Annotated in this window: 20 protein-coding genes; 9 read left to right on the top strand and 11 right to left on the bottom strand. The window is 58.9% G+C overall.

Features of this window, described 5'->3' with window-relative positions; translation table 11 throughout:
- Nucleotides 1-300 precede the first annotated feature (300 nt).
- Together V3W49_RS18235 and V3W49_RS18230 are read right to left on the bottom strand one after the other, a co-directional pair.
- Nucleotides 301-1,662, bottom strand: coding sequence for an amidohydrolase family protein (locus V3W49_RS18235; protein WP_500147407.1), 1,362 nt, complete (start codon nucleotides 1,660-1,662; stop codon nucleotides 301-303).
- Between the two features lie 99 nt (nucleotides 1,663-1,761).
- Entirely contained in the window at nucleotides 1,762-2,616 is an 855-nt protein-coding gene (locus tag V3W49_RS18230; protein WP_500147405.1) for a LysR substrate-binding domain-containing protein, read from the bottom strand.
- 502 nt (nucleotides 2,617-3,118) lie between these two features.
- On the opposite strand from V3W49_RS18230, the gene V3W49_RS18225 reads away from it, so the two are divergent.
- The 9 genes from V3W49_RS18225 to V3W49_RS18185 all read left to right on the top strand — a co-directional run bounded on the left by V3W49_RS18225 (nucleotide 3,119) and on the right by V3W49_RS18185 (nucleotide 11,260).
- A complete protein-coding gene (locus tag V3W49_RS18225; protein ID WP_500147403.1) occupies nucleotides 3,119-3,442 on the top strand; it encodes a hypothetical protein in 324 nt (107 codons plus the stop codon).
- 197 nt (nucleotides 3,443-3,639) lie between these two features.
- Nucleotides 3,640-4,890 (top strand): cyanate transporter, encoded by a 1,251-nt coding sequence (locus V3W49_RS18220; protein WP_500147401.1) that lies wholly within the window; start codon nucleotides 3,640-3,642, stop codon nucleotides 4,888-4,890.
- On the top strand, nucleotides 4,869-5,270 hold the full coding sequence (locus tag V3W49_RS18215; RefSeq protein ID WP_500147400.1) for a hypothetical protein: 402 nt from the start codon (nucleotides 4,869-4,871) through the stop codon (nucleotides 5,268-5,270). Before V3W49_RS18220 ends, V3W49_RS18215 begins: the two co-directional genes overlap by 22 nt.
- 113 nt (nucleotides 5,271-5,383) lie before the next feature.
- Nucleotides 5,384-5,542: a YqaE/Pmp3 family membrane protein gene (locus tag V3W49_RS18210; RefSeq protein WP_016535928.1), complete on the top strand. Its 159-nt coding sequence runs from the start codon at nucleotides 5,384-5,386 to the stop codon at nucleotides 5,540-5,542.
- A 318-nt stretch (nucleotides 5,543-5,860) separates the two neighbouring features.
- Nucleotides 5,861-6,541 (top strand): TVP38/TMEM64 family protein, encoded by a 681-nt coding sequence (locus tag V3W49_RS18205; protein ID WP_500147398.1) that lies wholly within the window; start codon nucleotides 5,861-5,863, stop codon nucleotides 6,539-6,541.
- Between the two features lie 9 nt (nucleotides 6,542-6,550).
- Nucleotides 6,551-7,723 (top strand): ABC transporter substrate-binding protein, encoded by a 1,173-nt coding sequence (locus tag V3W49_RS18200; protein ID WP_500147396.1) that lies wholly within the window; start codon nucleotides 6,551-6,553, stop codon nucleotides 7,721-7,723.
- On the top strand, nucleotides 7,696-9,231 hold the full coding sequence (locus V3W49_RS18195) for an ABC transporter permease family protein (RefSeq protein WP_500147394.1): 1,536 nt from the start codon (nucleotides 7,696-7,698) through the stop codon (nucleotides 9,229-9,231). The genes V3W49_RS18200 and V3W49_RS18195 overlap by 28 nt, the downstream gene beginning before the upstream one ends.
- Nucleotides 9,231-9,863 carry an ATP-binding cassette domain-containing protein gene (locus V3W49_RS18190; RefSeq protein WP_500147392.1) on the top strand — a complete coding sequence of 211 codons (633 nt, stop codon included), beginning with the start codon at nucleotides 9,231-9,233 and terminating at the stop codon, nucleotides 9,861-9,863. Before V3W49_RS18195 ends, V3W49_RS18190 begins: the two co-directional genes overlap by 1 nt.
- Before the next feature lie 86 nt (nucleotides 9,864-9,949).
- Nucleotides 9,950-11,260, top strand: a complete 1,311-nt coding sequence (locus tag V3W49_RS18185; protein ID WP_500147417.1) for a rhodanese-like domain-containing protein — start codon at nucleotides 9,950-9,952, stop codon at nucleotides 11,258-11,260.
- On the opposite strand, the gene V3W49_RS18180 is transcribed toward V3W49_RS18185, so the two are convergent.
- From V3W49_RS18180 to V3W49_RS18140, 9 genes are all read right to left on the bottom strand, one after another.
- Entirely contained in the window at nucleotides 11,257-11,895 is a 639-nt protein-coding gene (locus tag V3W49_RS18180; protein WP_500147391.1) for a CDP-alcohol phosphatidyltransferase family protein, read from the bottom strand. The genes V3W49_RS18185 and V3W49_RS18180 overlap by 4 nt on opposite strands.
- Entirely contained in the window at nucleotides 11,888-12,457 is a 570-nt protein-coding gene (locus V3W49_RS18175) for a carboxymuconolactone decarboxylase family protein (RefSeq protein WP_500147390.1), read from the bottom strand. Before V3W49_RS18175 ends, V3W49_RS18180 begins: the two co-directional genes overlap by 8 nt.
- 225 nt (nucleotides 12,458-12,682) lie before the next feature.
- On the bottom strand, nucleotides 12,683-13,921 hold the full coding sequence (gene codA / locus V3W49_RS18170) for a cytosine deaminase (protein ID WP_500147389.1): 1,239 nt from the start codon (nucleotides 13,919-13,921) through the stop codon (nucleotides 12,683-12,685).
- Nucleotides 13,921-15,150, bottom strand: a complete 1,230-nt coding sequence (locus V3W49_RS18165; RefSeq protein ID WP_500147388.1) for a PucR family transcriptional regulator — start codon at nucleotides 15,148-15,150, stop codon at nucleotides 13,921-13,923. Before V3W49_RS18165 ends, codA begins: the two co-directional genes overlap by 1 nt.
- 1 nt (nucleotide 15,151) lies before the next feature.
- Entirely contained in the window at nucleotides 15,152-16,408 is a 1,257-nt protein-coding gene (gene codB, locus V3W49_RS18160) for a cytosine permease (protein WP_500147386.1), read from the bottom strand.
- A 170-nt stretch (nucleotides 16,409-16,578) separates the two neighbouring features.
- Nucleotides 16,579-17,514: an Rpn family recombination-promoting nuclease/putative transposase gene (locus V3W49_RS18155; protein ID WP_500147385.1), complete on the bottom strand. Its 936-nt coding sequence runs from the start codon at nucleotides 17,512-17,514 to the stop codon at nucleotides 16,579-16,581.
- Nucleotides 17,515-17,635: 121 nt separating this feature from the next.
- The gene (locus V3W49_RS18150) at nucleotides 17,636-18,145 is read right to left on the bottom strand and encodes a redoxin domain-containing protein (RefSeq protein WP_500147383.1); all 510 of its coding nucleotides are present in this window, start codon (nucleotides 18,143-18,145) and stop codon (nucleotides 17,636-17,638) included.
- Nucleotides 18,135-18,851, bottom strand: coding sequence for a DsbA family protein (locus tag V3W49_RS18145; RefSeq protein ID WP_500147382.1), 717 nt, complete (start codon nucleotides 18,849-18,851; stop codon nucleotides 18,135-18,137). Before V3W49_RS18145 ends, V3W49_RS18150 begins: the two co-directional genes overlap by 11 nt.
- A complete protein-coding gene (locus V3W49_RS18140) occupies nucleotides 18,851-20,881 on the bottom strand; it encodes a protein-disulfide reductase DsbD family protein (RefSeq protein WP_500147381.1) in 2,031 nt (676 codons plus the stop codon). Before V3W49_RS18140 ends, V3W49_RS18145 begins: the two co-directional genes overlap by 1 nt.
- Nucleotides 20,882-20,905: the final 24 nt, after the last annotated feature.

Raw genomic sequence — 20,905 nt, 5'->3', positions numbered from 1 at the left:
AGCCGTCTTCCAGCATAAAGAAAAACCGGTCGCCGGGCTGCTGTCATCAGGATCAGATAAGAAAAGGCTATGACCAAAAGTAAGGAAGCCACCCCAGCGGGAGCGGCTACCGGGCTTACTTGCCTGAAGAGTTGGTAATCACCGAAAATGAGTTGTCAGAGATATTCCAGCCACCGTGCCCGAATGACAGCAGCGCTCCAGGACACAGCCACCGGAGATATTGCCGTGAATGCAAGCACTGGGTTGTGCCTGCATTACGTTGGTTATCAACGCCCTGCCGGAAAGGCCGCTTTTCACCCTCTACAGCGAGCCGTAAACCTGACGACCGCGGTGGAAGGTGGCGACGACTGGCGAGATACGCGCCACCGCCTCGGCGGAACAGCTGGCATCCACCAGCATAAAATCCGCACTCTGCTGAAGAACAGGCCACTGGCGCTTACCGTCATGACTGAGCGGCAGCGTATCGTCGCTGCCCAGCGCCAGCGCCCGGCTCAAGGAAAACTCATCCGGGCCGCCATAAATCTGGGCATAAAGGTTGGCCTTCTCCAGCATACTGCCGGTACCGTAAGGCTGCCAGTGATCGGTCACGCTGTCGGTACCGCTCATCACCTTCACCCCTGCCGCTTTAAGTTCCGCAAGCGGCATAATCAGACGGCCAATGGGCACGGTACTGGCGACGCTAAACCCCTGCTCCGCGAGCTCCGCCGCCATGTCGTGGAGCTCTTCGCCCTGAAGCGTCGCCAGTGCAAAAGCGTGGCTCAAAGTTACCTTTCCTTTCAGCACCGGATTCTCGCGCACGGTGCGAAGCATATAGCGGATGGCCGCCACGCCGGACGGCGCCGTTTCATGCAGATGGATATCGACCCCGGCCTGATAGTCCAGCGCGATAGCAAACAGGGTATCCAGCGACTTTTCCATGGCGCCGTCGACCACGGTCGGATCCAGTCCGCCCACATAATGTGCCCCCATCTGCATCGCTTCGCGCATCAGTTTCTCAGAGTGCGAGCGCAGCAGTCCGTGCTGCGGAAAGGCGACTATCTCACACTCAAAGTCGGCCTGATGTTTCTGTAGCGCGATTTGCAAATGCTCCAGACTCTTCAGACCGCTGACCGGATCGATATTACAGTGGCTACGGGCAAAGGTGCTGCCCTTCGACTGTAACAGCGCAATCAGCTTTTCCGCCCGCTCGACGGATCGCGGTAGCAGCTGCGGGATCAAACGCCGCTCGCGTTCGATCATCTCCAGCACGCTTTTACGCGGGCGCGGCGCCTGCCAGGGATCGCCATAAAAGGTTTTGTCCAGATGAATATGCATATCCCGGGTGGCGGGGAGCATCAGCGCGCCGCGGGCATCCGGCCCTGCCTCCCCCGGACTGGCGCCTACGGGGTGTAGCGCGACAATCTTACCGCCGTCGACATCAACGTCGTACAACCCGGTTTGGGTAGCCACGACAATCTCTCCCTCTTTCTCAAAGCTCTCTTCCAGCCGCACATTATGCAGGCGGTAACGGGTAGGGAGCGTCAATTTTTCTGCATCGTTGATTCGGGGCTGTACGCCGGAGGCCGGGCCACTCATCCCCGCAGCCAGCAGCGTTCCAGCCGCCGTAAGCCTGGCCCCGGTACAAAGAAAGTCGCGGCGACTGCCGCAAATAGAAGAGGTCATCAGAGGTCTCCTGTCGGTGATTTGTCTTATCCTGACCGACCCGGATTAACCGCGCAGCGATATTTGCCACTACCGGCTAGTGGTAAACCGAATAGTGATTCAGCTCAGGCCACAGAACCGAATTAGAGCTCCGGCCAGATCCTGCTGAAGCTGCGTTGCCCCCTCCCGGCAAAACAGAGCCAGTTCAAAATGATCAACCATCGGCAAACCCTCAGTAGCGCCCAGCACCCGGTGCTGGGCCTGACGGCAACTGGCGGGTAGCAGTGTAACCCCCAGCCCCGCGGCGCTGGCAGCGACAAGCGCCTGCAGGCTGGCACTGCAGTAGCTGATGCGCCAGCTTAACCCGCATTCATCCAGCGCCTGACATAGCTCTTCGCGATACAGCCCCTCCTGAGGAAAAACCACCAGCGGCACAGGCGACAGTTCAAATGCCGGACGTTCCCGGCTGTCGAGCCATAACAGCGGTTCCGGGCGCGCCGCCTGCGGTTTTTCCCCTCCAGGCTGCTTGATCAACATAATATCCAGCTCTTCGCGCTGCCAGGCCCGGCGCAGCTCCACATTCATCCCGCTGATAATATCGAGCCGCATATGGGGATGCTGGCGGCTGAACTCCGCCAGCAGCGGCGTCGTGGGCGCCGCATAATCCTCCGGCACCCCCAGGCGCACCACACCATCGCGCCACTGCTCGCTCAGAATGTCATGGGCTTCGCCGTTCAGGGCGATAATCCGTCGCGCGTAGCCCAATAGTTTTTCCCCTTCTTCCGTTAGCTGCACGTCATGAGAAGAGCGCAACAGCAGCGCCTTACCCAGCGATGCCTCAAGTCGCCGCACCTGCTGACTGACCGTTGACTGTGACAGGCAGACCCGCTCAGCGGCGCGGGTAAAGCTAGCGGTTTCGCACACCGCCACAAAGCTCACCAGCTGCTGTGCGTTAAACATCGGATAACGATTCATTTTTCCACTGCTGGGGATGTTGAAATTGGGTTTTATGATAGTAACCGATGAGGGAAAGGGGCAATCTTTATTCAGGGATTTTCTCCCGGGAGCGTGATCTGACTAAGGTTACAGGCGGTTTACTCGCCGTCTCCCTCCTGATTATCACAATTTTGCAACACATATGATAAATAAGATAATATGCTGACAAAATCCAGGAAAGTAAGGGCTGTAAGATGTATTCTCACAACCGGGATAAAGATCAATTCGAAAACAGAGCCGGAGAATGGAATAAGCTGTCACAGACTCTTTCAACAAAACATATACTGTACGGAGCCTCCGATCTCTATTGTGACGCCATGAGATTTATCGCACGAATAAAGCGCGATATAGAATCGAACTGTCTGACTTATCAGGGAGGCATTGACTAACACATCACTGGCACTGGGCCTTACCAGTAGCAGTATTACCGGGTGGCAAATGTACCAATTATCAAAAACAGTCAATTGTCTAAAGAGAATTAATGATGCAACAAGGTATTGATCTTTTTCAGCCCCCCTTCTGGCCTGTAGTGCTCTACTTTGTAGTATCCATCTTAATTTTCGTACTACTTTACATTGGAAAAAGTAAAGTAAACAAGGCCCATAAATATTCTTTATTTATTTTTTATTCCCTTTTCGTGATTGCCATCGCAGCAATTCAAATTAATATATTTGCCAATGGATACGACTTTGTAAAAAACTTCTTACATATCAACTTTGATCCCTACCGCTATGATTCAACTTACTGGGGATCGCTATTTTTTTCCTTACTTTATCTTCTGGCTATGCCCAAAAATAAATTTTAAAGTTCATCTATTCACTGGAAATAAAAGCATAGACGCTTCTCCCTCAATGTTGGGCTGCCCCCGTCCCGGTAGATATCCCATCTCTGATTAGTATTCATTTTCCCACTGCTCGCCATGCCAGGATTTAATTTCCAGATAGCTACCGGCCTGGCGCATAGTGTGCCCTTGACCGGTATCTTTAACCTCCCGGAGTTCCAGTGAAGAGAGAATCCTCCCTGTTAACGCTGCTGGCGCTGGTGGCGGCGGGTCTGACCATGCGCCCGCTTCTTACCTCTGTCAGCACGCTGCTGCCGCATCTGCAAAGTGCTATGGGCGTCGGCAACGCGCCGGCATCGCTGCTGGCGGCAGCGCCAATGGTCATGATGGGCGCTATCGCCTGCCTGGCGGGCGGACTCTTGCAGCGCTATCCCGCTCGTCGGATTCTCATCACCGGACTGGCGTTACTGTTATTCGGTACGGCAGCGCGCCAGTGGACGGAGTCCGGTAGCGCGCTGCTGATCACCGCCGCACTGGGCGGTTCAGGAATAGGGCTGGTTCAAATGGCGATGCCGGGCGCTATTCGTCAACGCTTCCCTTATCGTAGCGCCGCAGTCACCGGCCTGTGGTCAGGCGCGTTAATGGGCGGCGGCGGCCTGGGGGCGGCGCTGACCCCATGGATGGCGGAACGACTCTCGACCTCCCTCGCCCTTTCCGGCTGGAGCATTCTGGTGCTGCTGGCTCTGCTGCTGTGGCTGGCGGTACGGCTGACGGAGCCCGCCCGTACTGAATCACAGCGGCCCCGAATGCGTACCGCGCTACACCGTTTTCCCCGCGCCTGGGCGCTGGCGCTCAGCTTCGGGTTGGTTAACGGCACCTACGCTTCACTGATAGCCTGGCTACCGGACAGTTTTATGAGCAACGGCTGGCCCGCTCAGGCCAGCGGCGCCCTACTGGCGCTGATGATCGCAGCCCAGGTCTGTGGCGCTCTGATTCTGCCGCTACTGACTCGCGGCCAGGACAGACGCGCTCTGATCCTGCTGTGTCTGCTGCTTCAGGCCGTAGGGCTGAGCGGTTTTCTGTTTCATCCACTCGCCGCTCCGTGGCTTTGGGCCGTCACCGCCGGCGTGGGACTGGGCGGCGCCTTTCCGCTAACGCTGGTTCTGGCGCTGGATCACCTGGCGCATCCGGGCCATTCTGCACGTCTGGTCGCTTTCGTTCAGGGCGTAGGATTTATCATCGCCGGTATCATGCCGTTCGTCGCCGGTCAGTTACGCGCCCTGACCAGCTCCCTGCATAGCGCCTGGGCGCTGCACCTGGCGATTATCTGTGGGCTGATGCTGCTTAACCTGCGCTTTCACCCACGCAGCTATCACCAGGCATTTTCGCCCCTTGCCGGAGACACGGCGACTACGGATAATCCCTGCTCCGACCAAACACAGGAGTCCTTATGTCAACAGAAAACGCGCTGATCGCCCGCCGTAGCCTGGTGGAATTACATCAGTGGATCGAGGCGGTATTTCGCGGCGCCCCCGATAGCGTCGCCGTGCGGGAGAGGTTGATGGGCAGTTTTCACCGTGATTTCCTTATGATCACCACCGGCGGCCAGACCATAGGGCTAACTGAAGTAGAAGCGCTGTTTCAGCGCCTGGCCGGAGCGCGCCCGGCGTTACGCATTGACATTGACGCCTGCGAAACCCTGGCGCAGGAAAAAGGCCTGGTCGTCTGCCGCTATCGGGAAACCCACCATGATGGCGATAGCGTTCAGGCTCGCTGGTCAGTGGCGATGATTGAAATCATTGACCAAAAACCATACTGGCGCTTCCTGCAGGAAACCGCGATTTCTGCCTGATTCAAACGTCGCCTGGTCAAAATCGCTAACGCGGCGCTGGCGCTCTGACGTCACCCGGCTAAACTAATAGATAGTGATTTAAAACAGTGAGTTGTATTGATACAGGAGGTACTATGGGTTTCTGGAGAATTGTTTTTACTATCATCCTGCCACCGCTGGGTGTGCTATTGGGTAAAGGGTTCGGCTGGGCATTCCTGCTGAATATTATCCTTACTCTGCTGGGCTATATCCCGGGCCTGATTCACGCCTTCTGGGTACAGACCCGCGACTAATTCTCCCGGGTCGGCCCCAGGGCTGGCCCGTTTTCGATGCAGTTTCATACGCTCATCCGCCATCGCAATAAAAAGATATTTAGCCACGTTTTATGTTCTGCCGCTATCCGTGCGGATGTCCGTCTGGTGATTCAGGGTAAGGCTGCATCAGAGCTGGTATTTTATCCCCGCGCCACAAATTGATATCGGCAGCCAGGATAAATTCACAACAAAGAGAAGCTGTTCCCGCTGACCAAAGGCCGCTACACTGTTTTCCTTACAGTCAGGAAGGTTAAGCGTTACCGTCCCATGTATCCGCTTCCGGGGTTCAATTCAGCAATGAAATCATATCGCCTGAAACTGACGTTTCTGGCGCTGCTTGCCAGCGCCATCGTTGCGTTTAGCCTGCTGTTGCCTCAGGATTTGCTGTCGCTTTCAGCTCTGCGCGATTACAAGGTGACCTTTAGTCAGTGGTATCAGCAACACCAGCTGACCGCCGCACTCGGCTACTTTACGCTCTATGTGGCCGTTACGGCGCTCTCGCTCCCCGGAGCCACTTTGCTGACGCTGTCTGGCGGCGCCGTATTTGGTCTGTGGACGGGGGGAGTTCTGGTTTCATTCGCCTCCACTGCCGGCGCCACGCTGGCAATGCTTTTTAGCCGTTATATGCTGGCTGAGTGGGTAACGTCACGCTTTCCGCGTCAAATAGCGGCGATTAACGCCGGTATGGCACGTAACGGAGCCTGTTATCTTTTTGCGCTACGCTTAATGCCGCTGTTTCCCTTTTTCCTGGTCAATTTACTGGCTGGGGTGATCCGGCTGAGCGTCGCCCGTTACTGGTGGGTCAGCCAGTTAGGTATGCTGCCCGCAACCCTGGTCTACCTGAATGCCGGTTGTCGGCTTGGCGAGCTACGCGAACTGAAGGGAATACTTTCACCGGGAATGCTGCTGGCGTTTACGCTTATCGGGCTGCTGCCACTGGTTTCACGTTGGCTGCTAAAACGTCTGCTATCTCACTAAGGAGCCTCCATGCGCCTTGCGCGTTATTATCTCTCAGGGATTCTGTTGTTACTGGCCGGACACGCCGCTGCAACGCAAAACTGGCAGCAGATTAAAGAACAGGCCCAGGGCCAGACCGTCTGGTTTAACGCCTGGAGCGGAGATCCCTCAGTTAATCGCTATCTGGACTGGGTAAGCGCCAGAATGCAGCGCGACTACGCTATCGATCTGCGCATCGTTCCGCTTGCCGACGCAGCCGATGCGGTAAAACGTATTCAGACGGAGGCCGCAGCCGGACGTCGCCACGGCGGCTCCATCGACCTGCTGTGGATTAACGGCGAAAATTTCCATACCCTGAAGCAAAACCACCTGGTTCGCACAGGCTGGGCCGAACGCCTTCCCAACTGGCATTACGTGGATACCCGGCTACCGGTACGCGAAGATTTCTCCACGGCCACTGACGGTGCGGAATCCCCCTGGGGAGGCGCGCAACTCACCTTTATTGCCCGCCGCGATCGGACACCGCAACCGCCAGGCGACCCCGAAGAGCTGCTAAACTTTGCCCGCAATCATCCGGGAACCATCAGCTATCCGCGCCCCCCGGACTTCACCGGTACCGCGTTTCTGGAACAGATGCTGCTGGCGCTTACCGAGCGGCCACAGGCGCTGGCACAACCACCAGATCCCCAAAACATGGCGCAGGTAACGGCCCCACTCTGGGACTATCTGGATCGGCTGCATCCCTGGCTATGGCGCAAGGGGCGCGATTTCCCCCTCTCCCCTGCCCGCATGGATCAGATGTTCGCCCAGGGCGTGCTTCGTCTTTCACTGTCGTTTAACCCTCAGCATGCCCGCCAGAAAGCGGCAAGCGGCGAATTGCCGAAGGAAAGCTATGGTTTCGGTTTTCGTCAGGGAATGATAGGCAATGTGCACTTTGTCACTATTCCGGCCAATGCCAGAGCCAGCGCTGGCGCCATGGTGGTCGCCAATTTTTTGCTGTCCCCTGAGGCGCAAATTCGCAAGGCCGACCCTACACACTGGGGCGACCCCAGCGTGCTGGATCCGCAACGCCTGACGCAAGAGCAACGTCATGCCCTTGCCGCTTTTAGCGAGCAGGATAAAACACCGGTACTGGCCGAACCCCATGCCGGCTGGATAGAGGTACTGGAGCAGGAATGGCTGCGCCGTTACGGCACGCACTGACCCTGGTCGCCTGGGGGCTGATGGGGGTTATCTATCTGCCGCTGGTGCCAACGGTCTGGCAACTGCTCATTGCGGCGCTCAAGGCGCAGCGCTGGAAGCAGCTACTATGCGACGTCCAGCTATGGCAGGCATTAACGGCAACGCTGGTTTCCGGCGGCATTGCCGTAATTGGCGCGACGCTTATCCTCTTAACGCTGGTAGCCGCCCTGTGGCCAGGCGCCTCCTGGCATCGCCTGGCTTCACGCCTGCCCTGGCTGTTGGCCATCCCCCATGTCGCATGCGCCAGCGCCGCACTGCTCCTGTTTGCCGAAGGCGGCTGGCTATGGCAGCACTGGCCTTTGCTAACGCCGGGCGCCGATCGCTACGGTGTCGGACTGGGGCTGGTTCTGGCGCTAAAGGAGAGTGCGTTTCTGCTATGGGTCAGTTACGGCCTGCTCGGCGATCCTCACCTGAGACGACAGCATCTGGTGCTACAAAGCCTGGGATATGGCCGCTGGCAGTGCCTCTGGTATCTGCTATTGCCCGCCATGGCGCCGGGATTAAGTATCGCGCTGCTGGCGACCTGCGCCTGGTCATTTTCCGTCGTGGATGTCGCGCTCGTTCTTGGCCCCGGCAATCCTCCTACCCTGGCGGTACTGGCGTGGCAGTGGCTTAACCAGGGAGACGCACAGCAGCAGGATAAGGGCATGCTGGCCTGTCTGCTGCTGGTATTACTGCCGCTGCTGTTGGCTGTCGCGCTCCACCAGCTCTGGCGGATATGGTGTCGCCGGGTGCCAGACTTCAGCGGACGACGTCGCCCCGGTCTCCAGTGGACTGCCGGAAAAACGCTCGCCGCTCTGCTACCACTGAGTGGCGCGCTGTGCCTGCTATTTTTACTGTTCCAGGCGGAAAACTCGCTTCCCGGGCCTGCCAGCATTCTCAACAGCCTGCTACTGGCCCTGACCGCTAGCGGCTGCGCGCTTATCGTGATTTTGTTGTGGCTGGAATGGGGCCCCCGGCGCGGCCATGCCTGGGTCTGGTTGCCGCTGCTGCTGCCGGCCCTGCCGCTGGCGGCTGGACAGTATCGCCTGGCGCTGGCGTTCCAGGTAGACAGCGAGTGGCTCACCGTGGTGTGGGGACACCTGCTGTGGGCCATTCCCTGGATGCTGTTTGTGATACAGCCAGCCTGGAGACGGCTCGATCCACGCCAGATCCTCATCGCACGCAGCCTGGGATGGGGACAGGTTCGCATTTTTCTGACCATCAAGTGTCCATTGCTGCTGCGGCCACTATTAACGGCGCTGGCTATCGGTTTTTCAGTAAGCATTGCCCAGTATATGCCCACCCTGTGGTTAGGTGCGGGCCGCATTACCACGCTAACCACCGAAGCTGTGGCCCTGAGTAGCGCAGGCCAGCCTCAGATTCTGGCCTCCCGGGCGCTGTGGCAGCTGATGCTACCCGTACTGTTTTTCCTGCTGGCGGCGTTGCTTACCCGGCTCGCGGGCCATTACCGAAGGGGGTTACGCTAATGCTCGAAGTTAAAAATCTGACTATCTCCGTCGCCTCCGCCCCTTTGTTACGCAACGTCTCTTTCCAGGTCGCCCCCGGCGAAACGCTGACGCTAATGGGTGATTCCGGCAGCGGAAAATCAACGCTCTTCGCCTGGATGGCGGGTGCCCTCGATGCCGCATTCCGGGCCAGCGGCGAGCTATGGATAGGTGGAGAGCGCTACGATAGTCTACCCATAGAACGGCGCCGGATGGGGCTGCTGCTCCAGGATCCGCTCCTGTTCGACCACTTTAACGTCGGCCGCAACCTGCTGCTGGCGCTACCACCGAACGCCGATCGCGCCACGCGGCGGGCCATTGTCGAGCAGGCGCTGGAAAATGCCGGGCTGGCGGACTTTTTCCCACGCGATCCGGCAACCCTTTCGGGTGGCCAGCGTGCCCGGGTCAGCCTGCTGCGCGCCCTGCTTGCCCACCCTCGCGCCCTGTTGCTGGATGAGCCCTTTAGCCATCTTGACGCCACGCTGCGGGATAATTTTCGCCGCCGGGTATTCAGCGAAGCGGCGCGGCTGGCAATTCCGGTCGTGCTGGTCACTCACGATATCGCCGACATTCCTCCGGGGGGCCGCTGTCTGAGAATGGAGCAATGGCAATGAATCTGCGCCGTATCTGCGTTAGCGCAACGTTTTTTTCCAGACGCCAGGCCAGTATTCCCCGGTTATCGACAACCGAAGGCATTCCGATGAAAAAAAACCTTCCCCTGCGTGCGCTGACCTTGATTATTGGTCTGGCCGCCAGCCTCTCTGCCCTGGCGGCCGTCACAATGGCGCCGTTGACCCTTGAGCAGTTGCATGCCTCTAACGGCGTGGCGATAGATACCCGCCCGAGCGCTTTTTACAATGGCTGGCCGCAGCAGCCCGGAGCCACATCCGGCCACGAACCCGATGCGTTAAATCTGGCCGCCGCCTGGCTAAACGAGATGAACGACAAACAGCTCACCAGTTGGGCGCGCCAGCATCGGATCAACACAGCGACGCCCATTGCGTTGTACGGCGCGCCCCGCGATATTCAAACCGTCGCCGGGCGCCTGAATCAAGCCGGGTTTCATAAGGTCACCACACTTAGCGACGGGTTGACGCAACCCCAGCGCCTGCAAAAGCTGGCTCATTTCGAACAACTGGTCTATCCCCAATGGCTGTACGATCTTCAACGGGGTAAAGCCGTTACCGCCGCTCCCGCCGGGGATTTTAAAATCCTGGAGGCCGGCTGGGGCGCGCCGAAATATTATCTGCTGAGCCATATTCCCGGCGCGGATTATATCGACACCAATGAAGTTGAAAGCGAGCCGCTGTGGAATAAGGTTTCAGATACGCAACTGAAAAGCATGCTGGCGAAACACGGTATCCGCCATGACACCACCGTTATCCTCTACGGGCGCGATGTCTATGCCGCGGCAAGGGTTGCGCAGATTATGCTGTACTCCGGCGTAAGCGATGTACGCCTGCTGGACGGAGGCTGGAAAAGCTGGTCCGCCAGTAACCTCCCCGTAGAGCGCGGAATGCCGCCGGACGTACAGCCAGCTCCAGATTTCGGCGGCACTATGCCTGGCAGTCCCGAGTTAATGGTCAGTACCGCTCAGGCACGCGCCATGCTGCACCGTCAGGATGCCTCCCTGGTCAGCATTCGCTCCTGGCCGGAATTCACCGGTGTGACCAGCGGCTATACCTACATTAAGCCAAAAGGCGAAATCGCAGGCGCCCGCTGGGGACATGCCGGTAGCGACGCCACCCATATGGAAGATTTCCATAACCCGGATGGCACCATGCGCAGCGCCGCCGACATCGCCGCAATGTGGCGCGAATGGCACATTACAGCCGCTCAGAAAGTCGCTTTCTATTGCGGCACCGGCTGGCGCGCCGCCGAAGCCTTTATGTATGCCCGCGCCATGGGCTGGCCTGATATTGCGCTCTATGACGGCGGCTGGTACGAATGGAGCAGCGACCCTCACAATCCGGTGGTTCGCGGCGAACGCAGCCCGGATAGCGTGCGTTAGGCGGTATCCTTTCCTGCCTGGCGCTGCGCCTCCTTCAGCGTCAGGTAGCCTCCCCATATCCGGGTCAGGGTGGTCAGCCAGCACAGCACGCCGAATATTCCGGCCAGCAGCGGAAACTGCGCCGGAAACAGGCAGCAGAGGACAAACAATATTATCGTCTCTCCCCCTTCGGTCAGTCCCCCCAGATAGTAAAATGACTTATGGGAGTAGCCTGGGTTAGCGATATGATATTTATCCGCCAGCGCCGCAAAGGCCAGAAAACTGCTGCCGGTGCCGATAAAAGCAAACAGTAGCCAGGCACCAGCCAGCGCGTTATGCGCGGGGTCTGCCAGAACAAAGCCGAAAGGCACCAGCGCGTAGAACAGAAAATCAAGCGCGATATCCAGAAAGCCGCCTGCACTGGTTAGCCCCCTGCGTCTGGCCAGCGCCCCATCCAGCCCATCCAGCAGGCGATTAATGACAATCGCTATCAGCGCCACCCGATACCAGCCCAGAGCCAGAAAGGGCAACGCCAGTACGCCGCTCGCGAATCCCAACAGCGTTAAACCGTCCGGTGTAACGGCGGGTCTGTCCAGTGCTGCTGCCATGCGATTCAGATACGGCTTGAGCGCCGGATGAATATGTCGATCAAGCATCGTCGCGCCTCCCCTCACGGACGCACAGCCCCTGCTGTGGGATATCCAGCGCCGCGTTAAAGCGCGCCGATAAATTCTGAAAAGCCAGCAGCGCAGTCATCTCGGTGACGGCGCTATCGGAAAAGTGGCGCTTCAGCGCTGCTTTCAGGTCGTCTTCCACCTTCGGTGGTGTGGCGGTCAGCGCCTCGGCGTATTCCAGCGCAGCACGCTCCTGCGGACTAAACAGCGACGACTGCCGCCACTGCCCCACGGACTGAACCTTATCCAGTGAGCCACTACGCTGAGCCAGGCGCAGCGAGTTCGCGTCAATACAAAACGCACATTCGCACAGCTGTGACACCCGGGTCATTAACAGCGCCCGCAGTTCAGGCGCCAGGCGCGCCCGGCGGCGCTCCAGAAAACCGACCATCAGGGCCACCAGCCAGAACAACCACGGCAGGCGCCCCCACCAGCGGGTCGGGTTCAGTACCAGGCCAAAGTGTTTTTGCTGCATTGATGCAATGGGTCTGAGCGTCAGGGGAATATGACGCAGCGGACTCACCCAGGGCTGGCCGTTTTTCACCGGGAGCTCCTTATAGAAATTCATGGAAAATGAGAGGCGGTATCATAGTGCGACGTTATGAAGAAAGTATTGATAAGGATAATAAAAACAGCAAAGGGGCGTATCAGGCATCGCACGGGCGGGAAGCGATGCTTCCCGCCTCATCAAGCAATACGGCTTAACGACAATCGCAGGCTCTGCAGGCCGGCGGCGGGTTTGACTCCGCCGGATACCGGCCACAGGTAACTAGTGCGGATATTCCAGACGCTCCGGGTGGCGACGCAGAATCACCTTACCGTTGCGGATGGAGATCCTGGCCTTCGCCTGACGGCGCAGGGCTTCATAATCGCTTTGCGCATCCAGAACCACCAGGTTCGCCGGGCGTCCCGCTTCAATACCATAACGGTCGCCCAGGTTAAGCGCTCTGGCGCTGTTATCGGTCACGAAATCCAGACAGCGCTGGAGATCTTCATAGCCCATCATATGACAGATATGCATCCCGGCATCCAGCACCCGCAGGATGTTGCCATTGCCCAGCGGATACCAGGGATCCTTAATCGAATCCTGCCCAAAGCAGACGTTCATTCCGGCTCTGTCCAGCTCCGCCACCCGGGTAACGCCGCGGCGTTTCGGCCAGGTGTCAAAACGCCCCTGCAAGTGGATGCTTTCTGTCGGGCAGGAGACAAAGCTAATCCCGGAGCGCTTCAGCAGACGGAACAGTTTGGAGCAGTAGGCATTATCATAAGATCCCATCGCCACGGTATGGCTGGCGGTGACCCGCGCCCCCATATCGCGCACCCGAGCTTCTTCGGCCAGCACCTCCAGAAAGCGCGATTGTGGATCGTCGGTTTCATCGCAGTGCACATCCACCAGACAGCCGCTACGCTCGGCCAGATCCATCAGAAACTTCACCGAACTGACGCCCTGATCGCGGGTATTTTCAAAGTGCGGGATCCCCCCCACCACGTCAACGCCCATCTCCACCGCTTGTTCCATCAGGGCACGGCCATTGGGGAAGGATTCGATCCCCTCCTGCGGAAAGGCGACGATTTGCAAATCGATAAGATCCCGCGCCTCTTCTTTCACTTCCAGCATCGCTTTCAGCGCGGCAAGGCTTGGATCGGTAACATCCACGTGAGTGCGCACGTGCTGAATACCGTGATCGCGCAGCCAGCCAATGGTGGAATGGGCGCGGCTTTTGGTGTCGTCATGGGTGATAGTCTCCTTGCGCTGGCCCCAGCGCTCGATCCCCTCAAACAGCGTGCCGCTCATATTCCATTCCGGCTCTCCGGCGGTCAGGGTGGCATCCAGATGGATATGGGGCTCCACCAGCGGCGGGATCACCAGCCCGCCTTCGGCATCCAGCTCCCCTTCGAACGGCGCGCGTGGCGCGGACTGCGGGGTAACGCCGGCGATACGTTCACCGTCCAGATCGATACTGAACCAGCCTTCGCGGCGGCGTAAACGAGCGTTGATAATCTTCATCAGGACTCCTGTAGTTTGGCCTGGGACATACGCCAGATCAGCAGCGCCACGGCGGCATCCAGCCGAAACTGCGGATCGTCCAGCGTATGGCCGGATTGTTGTTCAATGCGCTGCAAACGCTGATGCAGCGTGTTGCGATGGATGGAAAGCCGTTCAGCGGCGCGCAGCGCGTTGCCGTTTTCCTGAATCAGCGCCTCCAGGGTTTCCACCAGCAGATAAGGGGAGCGGCGTCCGGGGTCGACCAGCCGCCCCAGAGTGTCACGTGCGAAATCCGCCAGCAGGGCGCTATCGCCCACGGCGCTGAGCAGCTTAATCACGCCCAGTTGATCGTAGTCGCACAGGCGCTGGCGCGGCGCCAGACCGGCAGCCACATCCAGCGCCCGTCGCGCCTGTGCCAGGGCATTCGACCAGTGACGTAAATCGGTAACGGCAGACGACGCGCCGCACAGCAGCCCCAGCGGCTCGCGCGAGTCTTCCGCTCCTTCCTGCAACCACTGCTGCAGGCGCTGCTTATGACGCGACAGCCCCGGCTCCGGAAGCAGCATAATAAACATCTGCCCGGTCACCAGCAGCGGGAAGGGATTATCCAGTTGGCCCAGCAGCACCTCCAGCCGCTGGCTGGCGATCTGGCGCGCCTGTTGCAGCCGCGCCTCTGCGGTTTCACCGGGCAGCTCGCGAAACAGCGCAGCGGCGCCGGTCAGCCGAAAAGCCACCACCCGCAGCGGCAGCGACAGATCCAGGTTCTGACTACGGGCGCGCTGGCGAATGATCTCCACGTCGGGGTAATCTCCGGTCAGCAGTTGCAGCAGCATATCACGCCGCGAACGCTCCACCTGATCGCGCCGCACCAAAGCAGTGGCGATAAGCTCAGTGACCAGCACCATTTTCAGCAGATAAGGCTGCTCGATCAGGGCGATATTCAACCTATCGGCCAGCGCAATGGCTGCCGGGGGAATCGCGCGAATAAAATCCGGCCCGGTCAGCACCACCATTCCGGCGATGCCGCGCTCTCGCCCTTCGCGCAGCAGCTGTAGCAGGTTTGCCTCATCCCGCGGATGGTTAATGCCGGTGACAAAGACTAGCTCACCACCCATCACCCAGTCGGCAATGCCTTCGTTTTCCGCCACGTAGTACCAGCGCACCGGCGCGTGCAGCGCATGTTTTCCCGCCCTGAGACGAAGCGCTCCCAGCCCTTCCAGCGCCAGGATATCGCCAATCGTCATGCTCATCTTACTGCCTCTGGGCCGCCGCGGCCGGGCGTCTCGCCAGTCCGGTAAATATCATATAGCTCAGCGCCGCCACGCCAATACCCACCAGCGGCGCAACCCAGGGCGAAAAGCAGGCGCACAGCGCCCCCAGGCCGTAGGCGGTTAATCCGGCCCAGTTATAACGCGGCAGTTGTGCAGTCTGCACAGAGGGATAACGACCGCGCCGGTGGAACCAGTAGTCAGCGATAATGACACCGCCCACCGGCGGAATAATGCTGCCCAGCAGCACCAGAAAAGGAATCAGCATTTCATACATGCCGCCAATGGCCAGCAGGATACCGATACCGGCGCTGAGCAACGTCAGGGTGCGACGGCGCTCGCTGCGCAACAGATGGCAGGCGGCGGCGGAAACGTTATAAATCGTCGGCCCCTGAATCGTCCACAGATTCAGACACAGCATAATGACCGCCGCCGCAGAGAGCCCCTGAAGCATCATTACAGCGACGATATCCGACTGCTGATACACCACGGCGCACCAGGCGCCGGCCACCACCATCAGACCATTGCCGATCAAAAAGCTGATCAGGCTGGCGCCGATGGCCGGGCCGCTGCCGCGCGCCATGCGGGTCCAGTTGGTGGCCTGAGTGGCGCCGCTGGCGAAAGTGCCAAACACCATGGTGATAGCGGCTGACCAGCCCATGCTCTGGCTGGGCGCAATAGCGGTCATCCCCTGCCAGCCGCCGGCGTGGCGGGTGGCAATCCACATCGATACCACCAGCAGCACAAACATCAGCGGCACCGAAACCCGCGACAGCATATCCAGCCCTTTAAAGCCCACCAGCGCCGTGATGCAGAATCCCAGCCCGAACAGCACCATTAGCGGAATCGTCAGCCATTCCGGCAGCGCCAGCAGGCGAACCAGCGAAATCGCCAGCGTGGCGGTTCCCCAGGCGTACCAGCCCAGTTCGGCGAACCCGAGCAAAAAGTCGGAGAGTCGGCTGCCTGCTTCTCCGAAGCAGAAGCGCCCCATCAGTACCGTATTCAGGCCGCTGCGCGCCGCAATCCAGCCCAGCGCCGCCGCATAGAGCGCCAGCAGCGTATTGCCAATCGCCGCAATCCACAGCATCTCGACGATGGGGAATGCCACCCCCAGCTTGCCGCCGGCAAACATGGTGCCGGTGAAGAAGGTAAAGCTGAATAACACCATTGCGATGGAAAACAGTCCGCGGCGCCCGTGTTCAGGCGCTTCGCTCAGGGGAAATTCGTTACTGGCCGACATAGGGCGATTCCTCTGCAATTAACCCATAATAAACGGACTGTTATTAGCAAGAAATGTGCCAGTGAAAACAGGGCGCAGAGGATAGCGATAAGTGTGCAAATTGCACACTTATCGACGGCAAACAAAGCGATGCGCACCATAATAGTGCGCGCAAATCTTTTTTTGCACCATTAAAGTGCATTGTGACGAATCTGGTTTAGCTCATCTTCTGAGATACCGGTCATTTTAATGACGGTCACGTCATCCATATTATTCTGTAGCATGGTGTGGGCGATTTTCCTTGTCGTTTCCAGTTCACCCTGCAGACGTCCCTGCTTAAGTCCTTGCACCAGCCCTTGCTCCCGCCCTATTTGCTCCAGCTTCTGTGCGATCGTCATAAATTCCTCCTTGTATTGTGGTAACCGGTGCGCCAGTTCTTCTAACAGCGCCGTGGGTTCAGCGGCATTACCGGTTTGCACCATCCAGTTAAGCAAAGCCATTCGCTGCGTCTCAGTACTATATCCCTGGCTCAGCAGGCTAATTAGCGACTCCTTAATCTCAGCCAGCTCCCGAATACGAATGTGTTTGAGCAGTAATTCCAGCACCGCCACACGTCGGTGTTTCATAATATCGTCATCGGCCAGCGTCCCTGGGTCAACAGCAGGAAAGCTCTGGCTGTACAACTGATGCGCAACGCCAGGATCGTCAAACAATTCCAGCCAGTTCAAAGTATGAGGCCAGGGCGTGGCGCGCCCATGGCAAAACAGTATGGGCATCACCAGCGGCAACCGATCATGGCCTGCATCCAGATGACGTTGCATCGCGGCGATGCAGTAGCGCATCAGGCGAAAAGCCATATGACGATCCGGGCTACTCTGATGCTCAATCAGCGCGTAAAGATACCCTTCTCCGTTTATCGTTTTCAGGGAGTAGAGCACGTCGGCAAACCAGGTACGCAGATCCTCTTCAATAAAGGATCCCGACGTCAGCTGCAAGGTATTCAGATCGCAAATTTGCAATAACGCAGGCGGCAAATGGATCGCCAGAAAGTCCCGGGCGACCGCCGGATCGGTCAGAAAGGTTTTAAACAGTCCATCATGGGGTACCGACGTTGGCGTTTTCTTCATCGTCCTGACTCCGAAAAATTTTTCGCCACGCTAACAGATCATGGAACTGCGGTAAGATTTTTGAATTAAGCCTGCGTAACGTTACGCAAAAAAGCCGGGACGCAGTGCCCCGGCTTGTTTTCTACTGCATCAACCTGGCCCACCATAACCGCAGTTGAATGCCCGGGCCGCTGCTCCAACCGGTAGTGCTGGACACCACCTTCCCTCTGGAAACCACCAGAAGGGTAGGCGTCACGCCCACCTGCCAGGCGGCGGCCAGCCGTCCGCGGCTATCGTTAACCACGGGCATCGACAGCTGTCGGCGCTTCAGCCAGCGCCCCAGGCTGACATCATCGCCGGAACGCAGCGCGATGGTGAGCACGTTATCCCCGTCCCGAACCCGTTGCTCGATACCCGGCGTGGTGTGACGGCAGATGCTGCACCAGGTGGCCCAGATATAGACCAGCAGCGGTTTGTCCTGACTAAGCGCCGCCAGATCCACCCTCTTTCCCTCCAGGGTATGCAGCGGCTGGCTCAGCTGTCGAACCGAAACCGTCGGCGAACGCAGGGTATCCACCACCAGCACAACCCCGGCCGTTAACGCCAGCATCATCAGCAGTTCCCGCAAGCGACGGCGCCATTTAGCCGCCACGAGCTTTCGCCAGCTGCTCCTTTACCAGCGCCTCCAGCTCTTCCCGGGGAACCGCTCCGGAGAGCATCTCATCACCAACCAGCGTCGCAGGTGTTCCCTGCACCCCCAGCGCTTCAGCCAGCTTCAGATTGGTGCGCAGCGTCTCTTCACTTTGCTTATCCGCCTCAACCGCCATCGCACCGGACTTCTGTATGGCGGTACGAATACTGGCATCGTCATGGTAGCCCTTTTTCGCCATCAGCTTCTGATGCAGCGCCCAGAAGTGCTGAGGATCCTTGCGCCATACCGTCAGCGCTTCCCTTGCCGAAGTGATTGAGCTTTCTCCCCGGAACGGAATCAGCTTAATGATCAGCCGCACTTGCGGATTATTTTTCACAATACGCTCCAGCTCCGGGTCAAAGCGTTTGCAATACGGGCAGTTATAGTCGGTAAAGGTCACCAGAGTCAGCAGCGGCTTTTCGGCCCCCATCGACGGGCTGGCATCATCGTAATAAAGCGCATCTTTGTGAGAAGATAGCACCGACTGCACGCGTTCCGCGCTGCCCTTCTGCTGCCAGGCATCCAGCGACTGGCCCAGAATATCCGGCTCGGATACCATGGTTTCACGCACTAATTCTTTAATGCGCGCCTCCTGTTCGGGGGTAAACGGTGCCGCCATACTTAGCGGGGCCAGACAAAAAAGCAGAATAAAAGTCAGTATTCTCATTATTTTTTTCCTTTGGATTCAGACAAGGTATTCAGGACCTCTTCACGGCTCAGCAGGGGCGGCAAAATTTTGCCCTGCGGCAGACCGGGCCCATACACCTGATTGAAGGGGACTGCGACGCTGCCGCGCCGGTTGAGGAAGGCGGTAATTTCAGCGGACGGACGGCTCCAGTCGCCACGCAGGGCCACAACATCCGGCGCCTTCAGGGCCCTCTGAACCTCGTCGCGCAGCAGAACGTTGTACTTGTTGGCCTTACAGGTCACGCACCAGTCAGCGGTGACGTCCACGAATACCCGTTTATTGTCGGCCAGCGCCTGACGAATAGCCTGCTCACTAAGCGGCTGCCAGTTCACGTCGTCGCGCAGCGGATGCTTTTCGCTGGTCAGCGAAGCGCCAAACAGCGCGCCGCCCACCACTAACACCGCCACGCTGGTGCTGATTCCGGCGACACGCCAGCCGTAGCGCCAGGCCACCGCCACCAGCATAAGTGCTACAACCGCAATGCCCACCCCAAGCGCGGCGCCACGCCCAATATGCAGCGCCAGCAGGCTCAGCAGCCACAGGGCCGAGCCCAGCATCATCAACCCCAGCACGGTACGCAGCACGTTCATCCAGCGTCCGGGACGCGGCAGCCGCAGCGCCAGCGTCGGCCAGGCGGCGATCAGCAACCACGGCAGGCTCATACCGATCCCCAGCGCCAGGAAAATGCCCCACAGCACCGGCAGCGGCGCCGCCAGCGCCAGCGCCAGAGCGGTACCAAGGAACGGCGCGGTACAGGGCGTCGCCAGCAGGGTCGCGAAAACCCCCTGCCAGAAGTGCCCCATGGTGCCGTGACCGCCCCGGGTAGCCAGCCATGTGGTGGCTCCGGAAGACAAACGTAGTTCAAATAGCCCGAACAGACTGGCGCTAAATAGCACCATTACCAGCGCCATGCCACCAATAAACCATGGGCTCTGGAACTGAACGCCCCAGCCCAGCGCCTGATTGCTAAGGCGCAGTAGCGTCATCATCAGGGCCAGCGCCAGAAAGGAGACCAGGATCCCGGCGGCAGAAGCGATAAACTGACGCCGCACCTGGCGTTGGCTCTGCCCCTGGGCCTGCAGTATGCTGCCAAGCTTCATCCCCAGCACCGGTAACACGCAGGGCATCAGGTTGAGGATAAAGCCCCCCAACAGCGCCGCCAGAATCCCCTGCCACAGGCCGACACCCGCGCCAGACACAGTCTGACCTGCTGCGCCCACCGTTAACTGGCTCTGCTGAGCCATATCACCATCGGCCAGCACCAGTGAAAGATGCTGACCTCGCAGATCCGGCGCCTTATCGCCCCAGCTATCGGTCACCGGTACCGTCGCCGTTAACCGCTCGCCCTCAATCTGATAATCCGGCTCGCCAAAGGAGGCATCGTCCGGGTTATCAAGAAACAGTTCGGGCTGACGCCAGTCTCCGTCACGAGTTGCCGTTACCACCAGTTCTCCCGAACGATATCCGGCGTTCAGGGTTCGGGTCAGCCCCTGCTCCGGCGGAACCTGCCCCAGCGCCCGGGCATAGTCATGGGCAAACTGCGGCCCGGTCGGGCTGGTGAGATCCAACTGGAACGGGTAGTCGGTCAGAATGCAGACATTGCTACAGGTAGAGAGCGTCAGCACGCCGGAAAGCCTGCCCGGCAGACGGCCCTGTAGTTCGATGGGAAGCGTGACGTCGCCTTTATACCCCTGAGTAGTGATACCGGCCACGTCAAAACGGTGCGGCGTCGGCCACTGCCAGCGCGCATTAATACCATCACTGTTCCAGCGGATAGAGGGGGCTACGCCCCCTTCCCCCGGCGATCGCCAGTAGGTTTTCCAGCCCTTCTCCAGCTTGATATCAAGCAGCAGGTTTATACGATCGTTGCCCTGGGGGCCCCCGGCGCGCAGTCGTACGCTGGCATGCTGGTTGTCCGGCGCGCGCAGCCAACCGCTGTCCGCCGCCCAGCTTGCAGGCAGCCACAGCCATAACAGGCAGAGCAGCGCTCGCCTGAGTAAAACAGACATAGATTTTCTCCGTAACTAAGTCAT

Source organism: Rosenbergiella sp. YN46, from assembly GCF_036620675.1.
Classification (GTDB): domain Bacteria; phylum Pseudomonadota; class Gammaproteobacteria; order Enterobacterales; family Enterobacteriaceae; genus Jejubacter.
The sequence above is the reverse complement of the archived record's forward strand: the minus strand, read 5'-3'. Positions and strand labels throughout refer to the sequence as shown.

Excerpts from the sequence above, each read along its gene's own strand:
- V3W49_RS18235 (WP_500147407.1), bottom strand. The coding sequence starts at position 1,662 with ATGACCTCTTCTATTTGCGGCAGTCGCCGCGACTTTCTTTGTACCGGG.
- V3W49_RS18230 (WP_500147405.1), bottom strand. The coding sequence starts at position 2,616 with ATGAATCGTTATCCGATGTTTAACGCACAGCAGCTGGTGAGCTTTGTG.
- V3W49_RS18225 (WP_500147403.1), top strand. The coding sequence starts at position 3,119 with ATGATGCAACAAGGTATTGATCTTTTTCAGCCCCCCTTCTGGCCTGTA.
- V3W49_RS18215 (WP_500147400.1), top strand. The coding sequence starts at position 4,869 with ATGTCAACAGAAAACGCGCTGATCGCCCGCCGTAGCCTGGTGGAATTA.
- V3W49_RS18210 (WP_016535928.1), top strand. The coding sequence starts at position 5,384 with ATGGGTTTCTGGAGAATTGTTTTTACTATCATCCTGCCACCGCTGGGT.
- V3W49_RS18205 (WP_500147398.1), top strand. The coding sequence starts at position 5,861 with ATGAAATCATATCGCCTGAAACTGACGTTTCTGGCGCTGCTTGCCAGC.
- V3W49_RS18200 (WP_500147396.1), top strand. The coding sequence starts at position 6,551 with ATGCGCCTTGCGCGTTATTATCTCTCAGGGATTCTGTTGTTACTGGCC.
- V3W49_RS18195 (WP_500147394.1), top strand. The coding sequence starts at position 7,696 with ATGGCTGCGCCGTTACGGCACGCACTGACCCTGGTCGCCTGGGGGCTG.
- V3W49_RS18190 (WP_500147392.1), top strand. The coding sequence starts at position 9,231 with ATGCTCGAAGTTAAAAATCTGACTATCTCCGTCGCCTCCGCCCCTTTG.
- V3W49_RS18185 (WP_500147417.1), top strand. The coding sequence starts at position 9,950 with ATGAAAAAAAACCTTCCCCTGCGTGCGCTGACCTTGATTATTGGTCTG.
- V3W49_RS18180 (WP_500147391.1), bottom strand. The coding sequence starts at position 11,895 with ATGCTTGATCGACATATTCATCCGGCGCTCAAGCCGTATCTGAATCGC.
- codA (WP_500147389.1), bottom strand. The coding sequence starts at position 13,921 with ATGAAGATTATCAACGCTCGTTTACGCCGCCGCGAAGGCTGGTTCAGT.
- V3W49_RS18165 (WP_500147388.1), bottom strand. The coding sequence starts at position 15,150 with ATGAGCATGACGATTGGCGATATCCTGGCGCTGGAAGGGCTGGGAGCG.
- codB (WP_500147386.1), bottom strand. The coding sequence starts at position 16,408 with ATGTCGGCCAGTAACGAATTTCCCCTGAGCGAAGCGCCTGAACACGGG.
- V3W49_RS18155 (WP_500147385.1), bottom strand. The coding sequence starts at position 17,514 with ATGAAGAAAACGCCAACGTCGGTACCCCATGATGGACTGTTTAAAACC.
- V3W49_RS18145 (WP_500147382.1), bottom strand. The coding sequence starts at position 18,851 with ATGAGAATACTGACTTTTATTCTGCTTTTTTGTCTGGCCCCGCTAAGT.
- V3W49_RS18140 (WP_500147381.1), bottom strand. The coding sequence starts at position 20,881 with ATGTCTGTTTTACTCAGGCGAGCGCTGCTCTGCCTGTTATGGCTGTGG.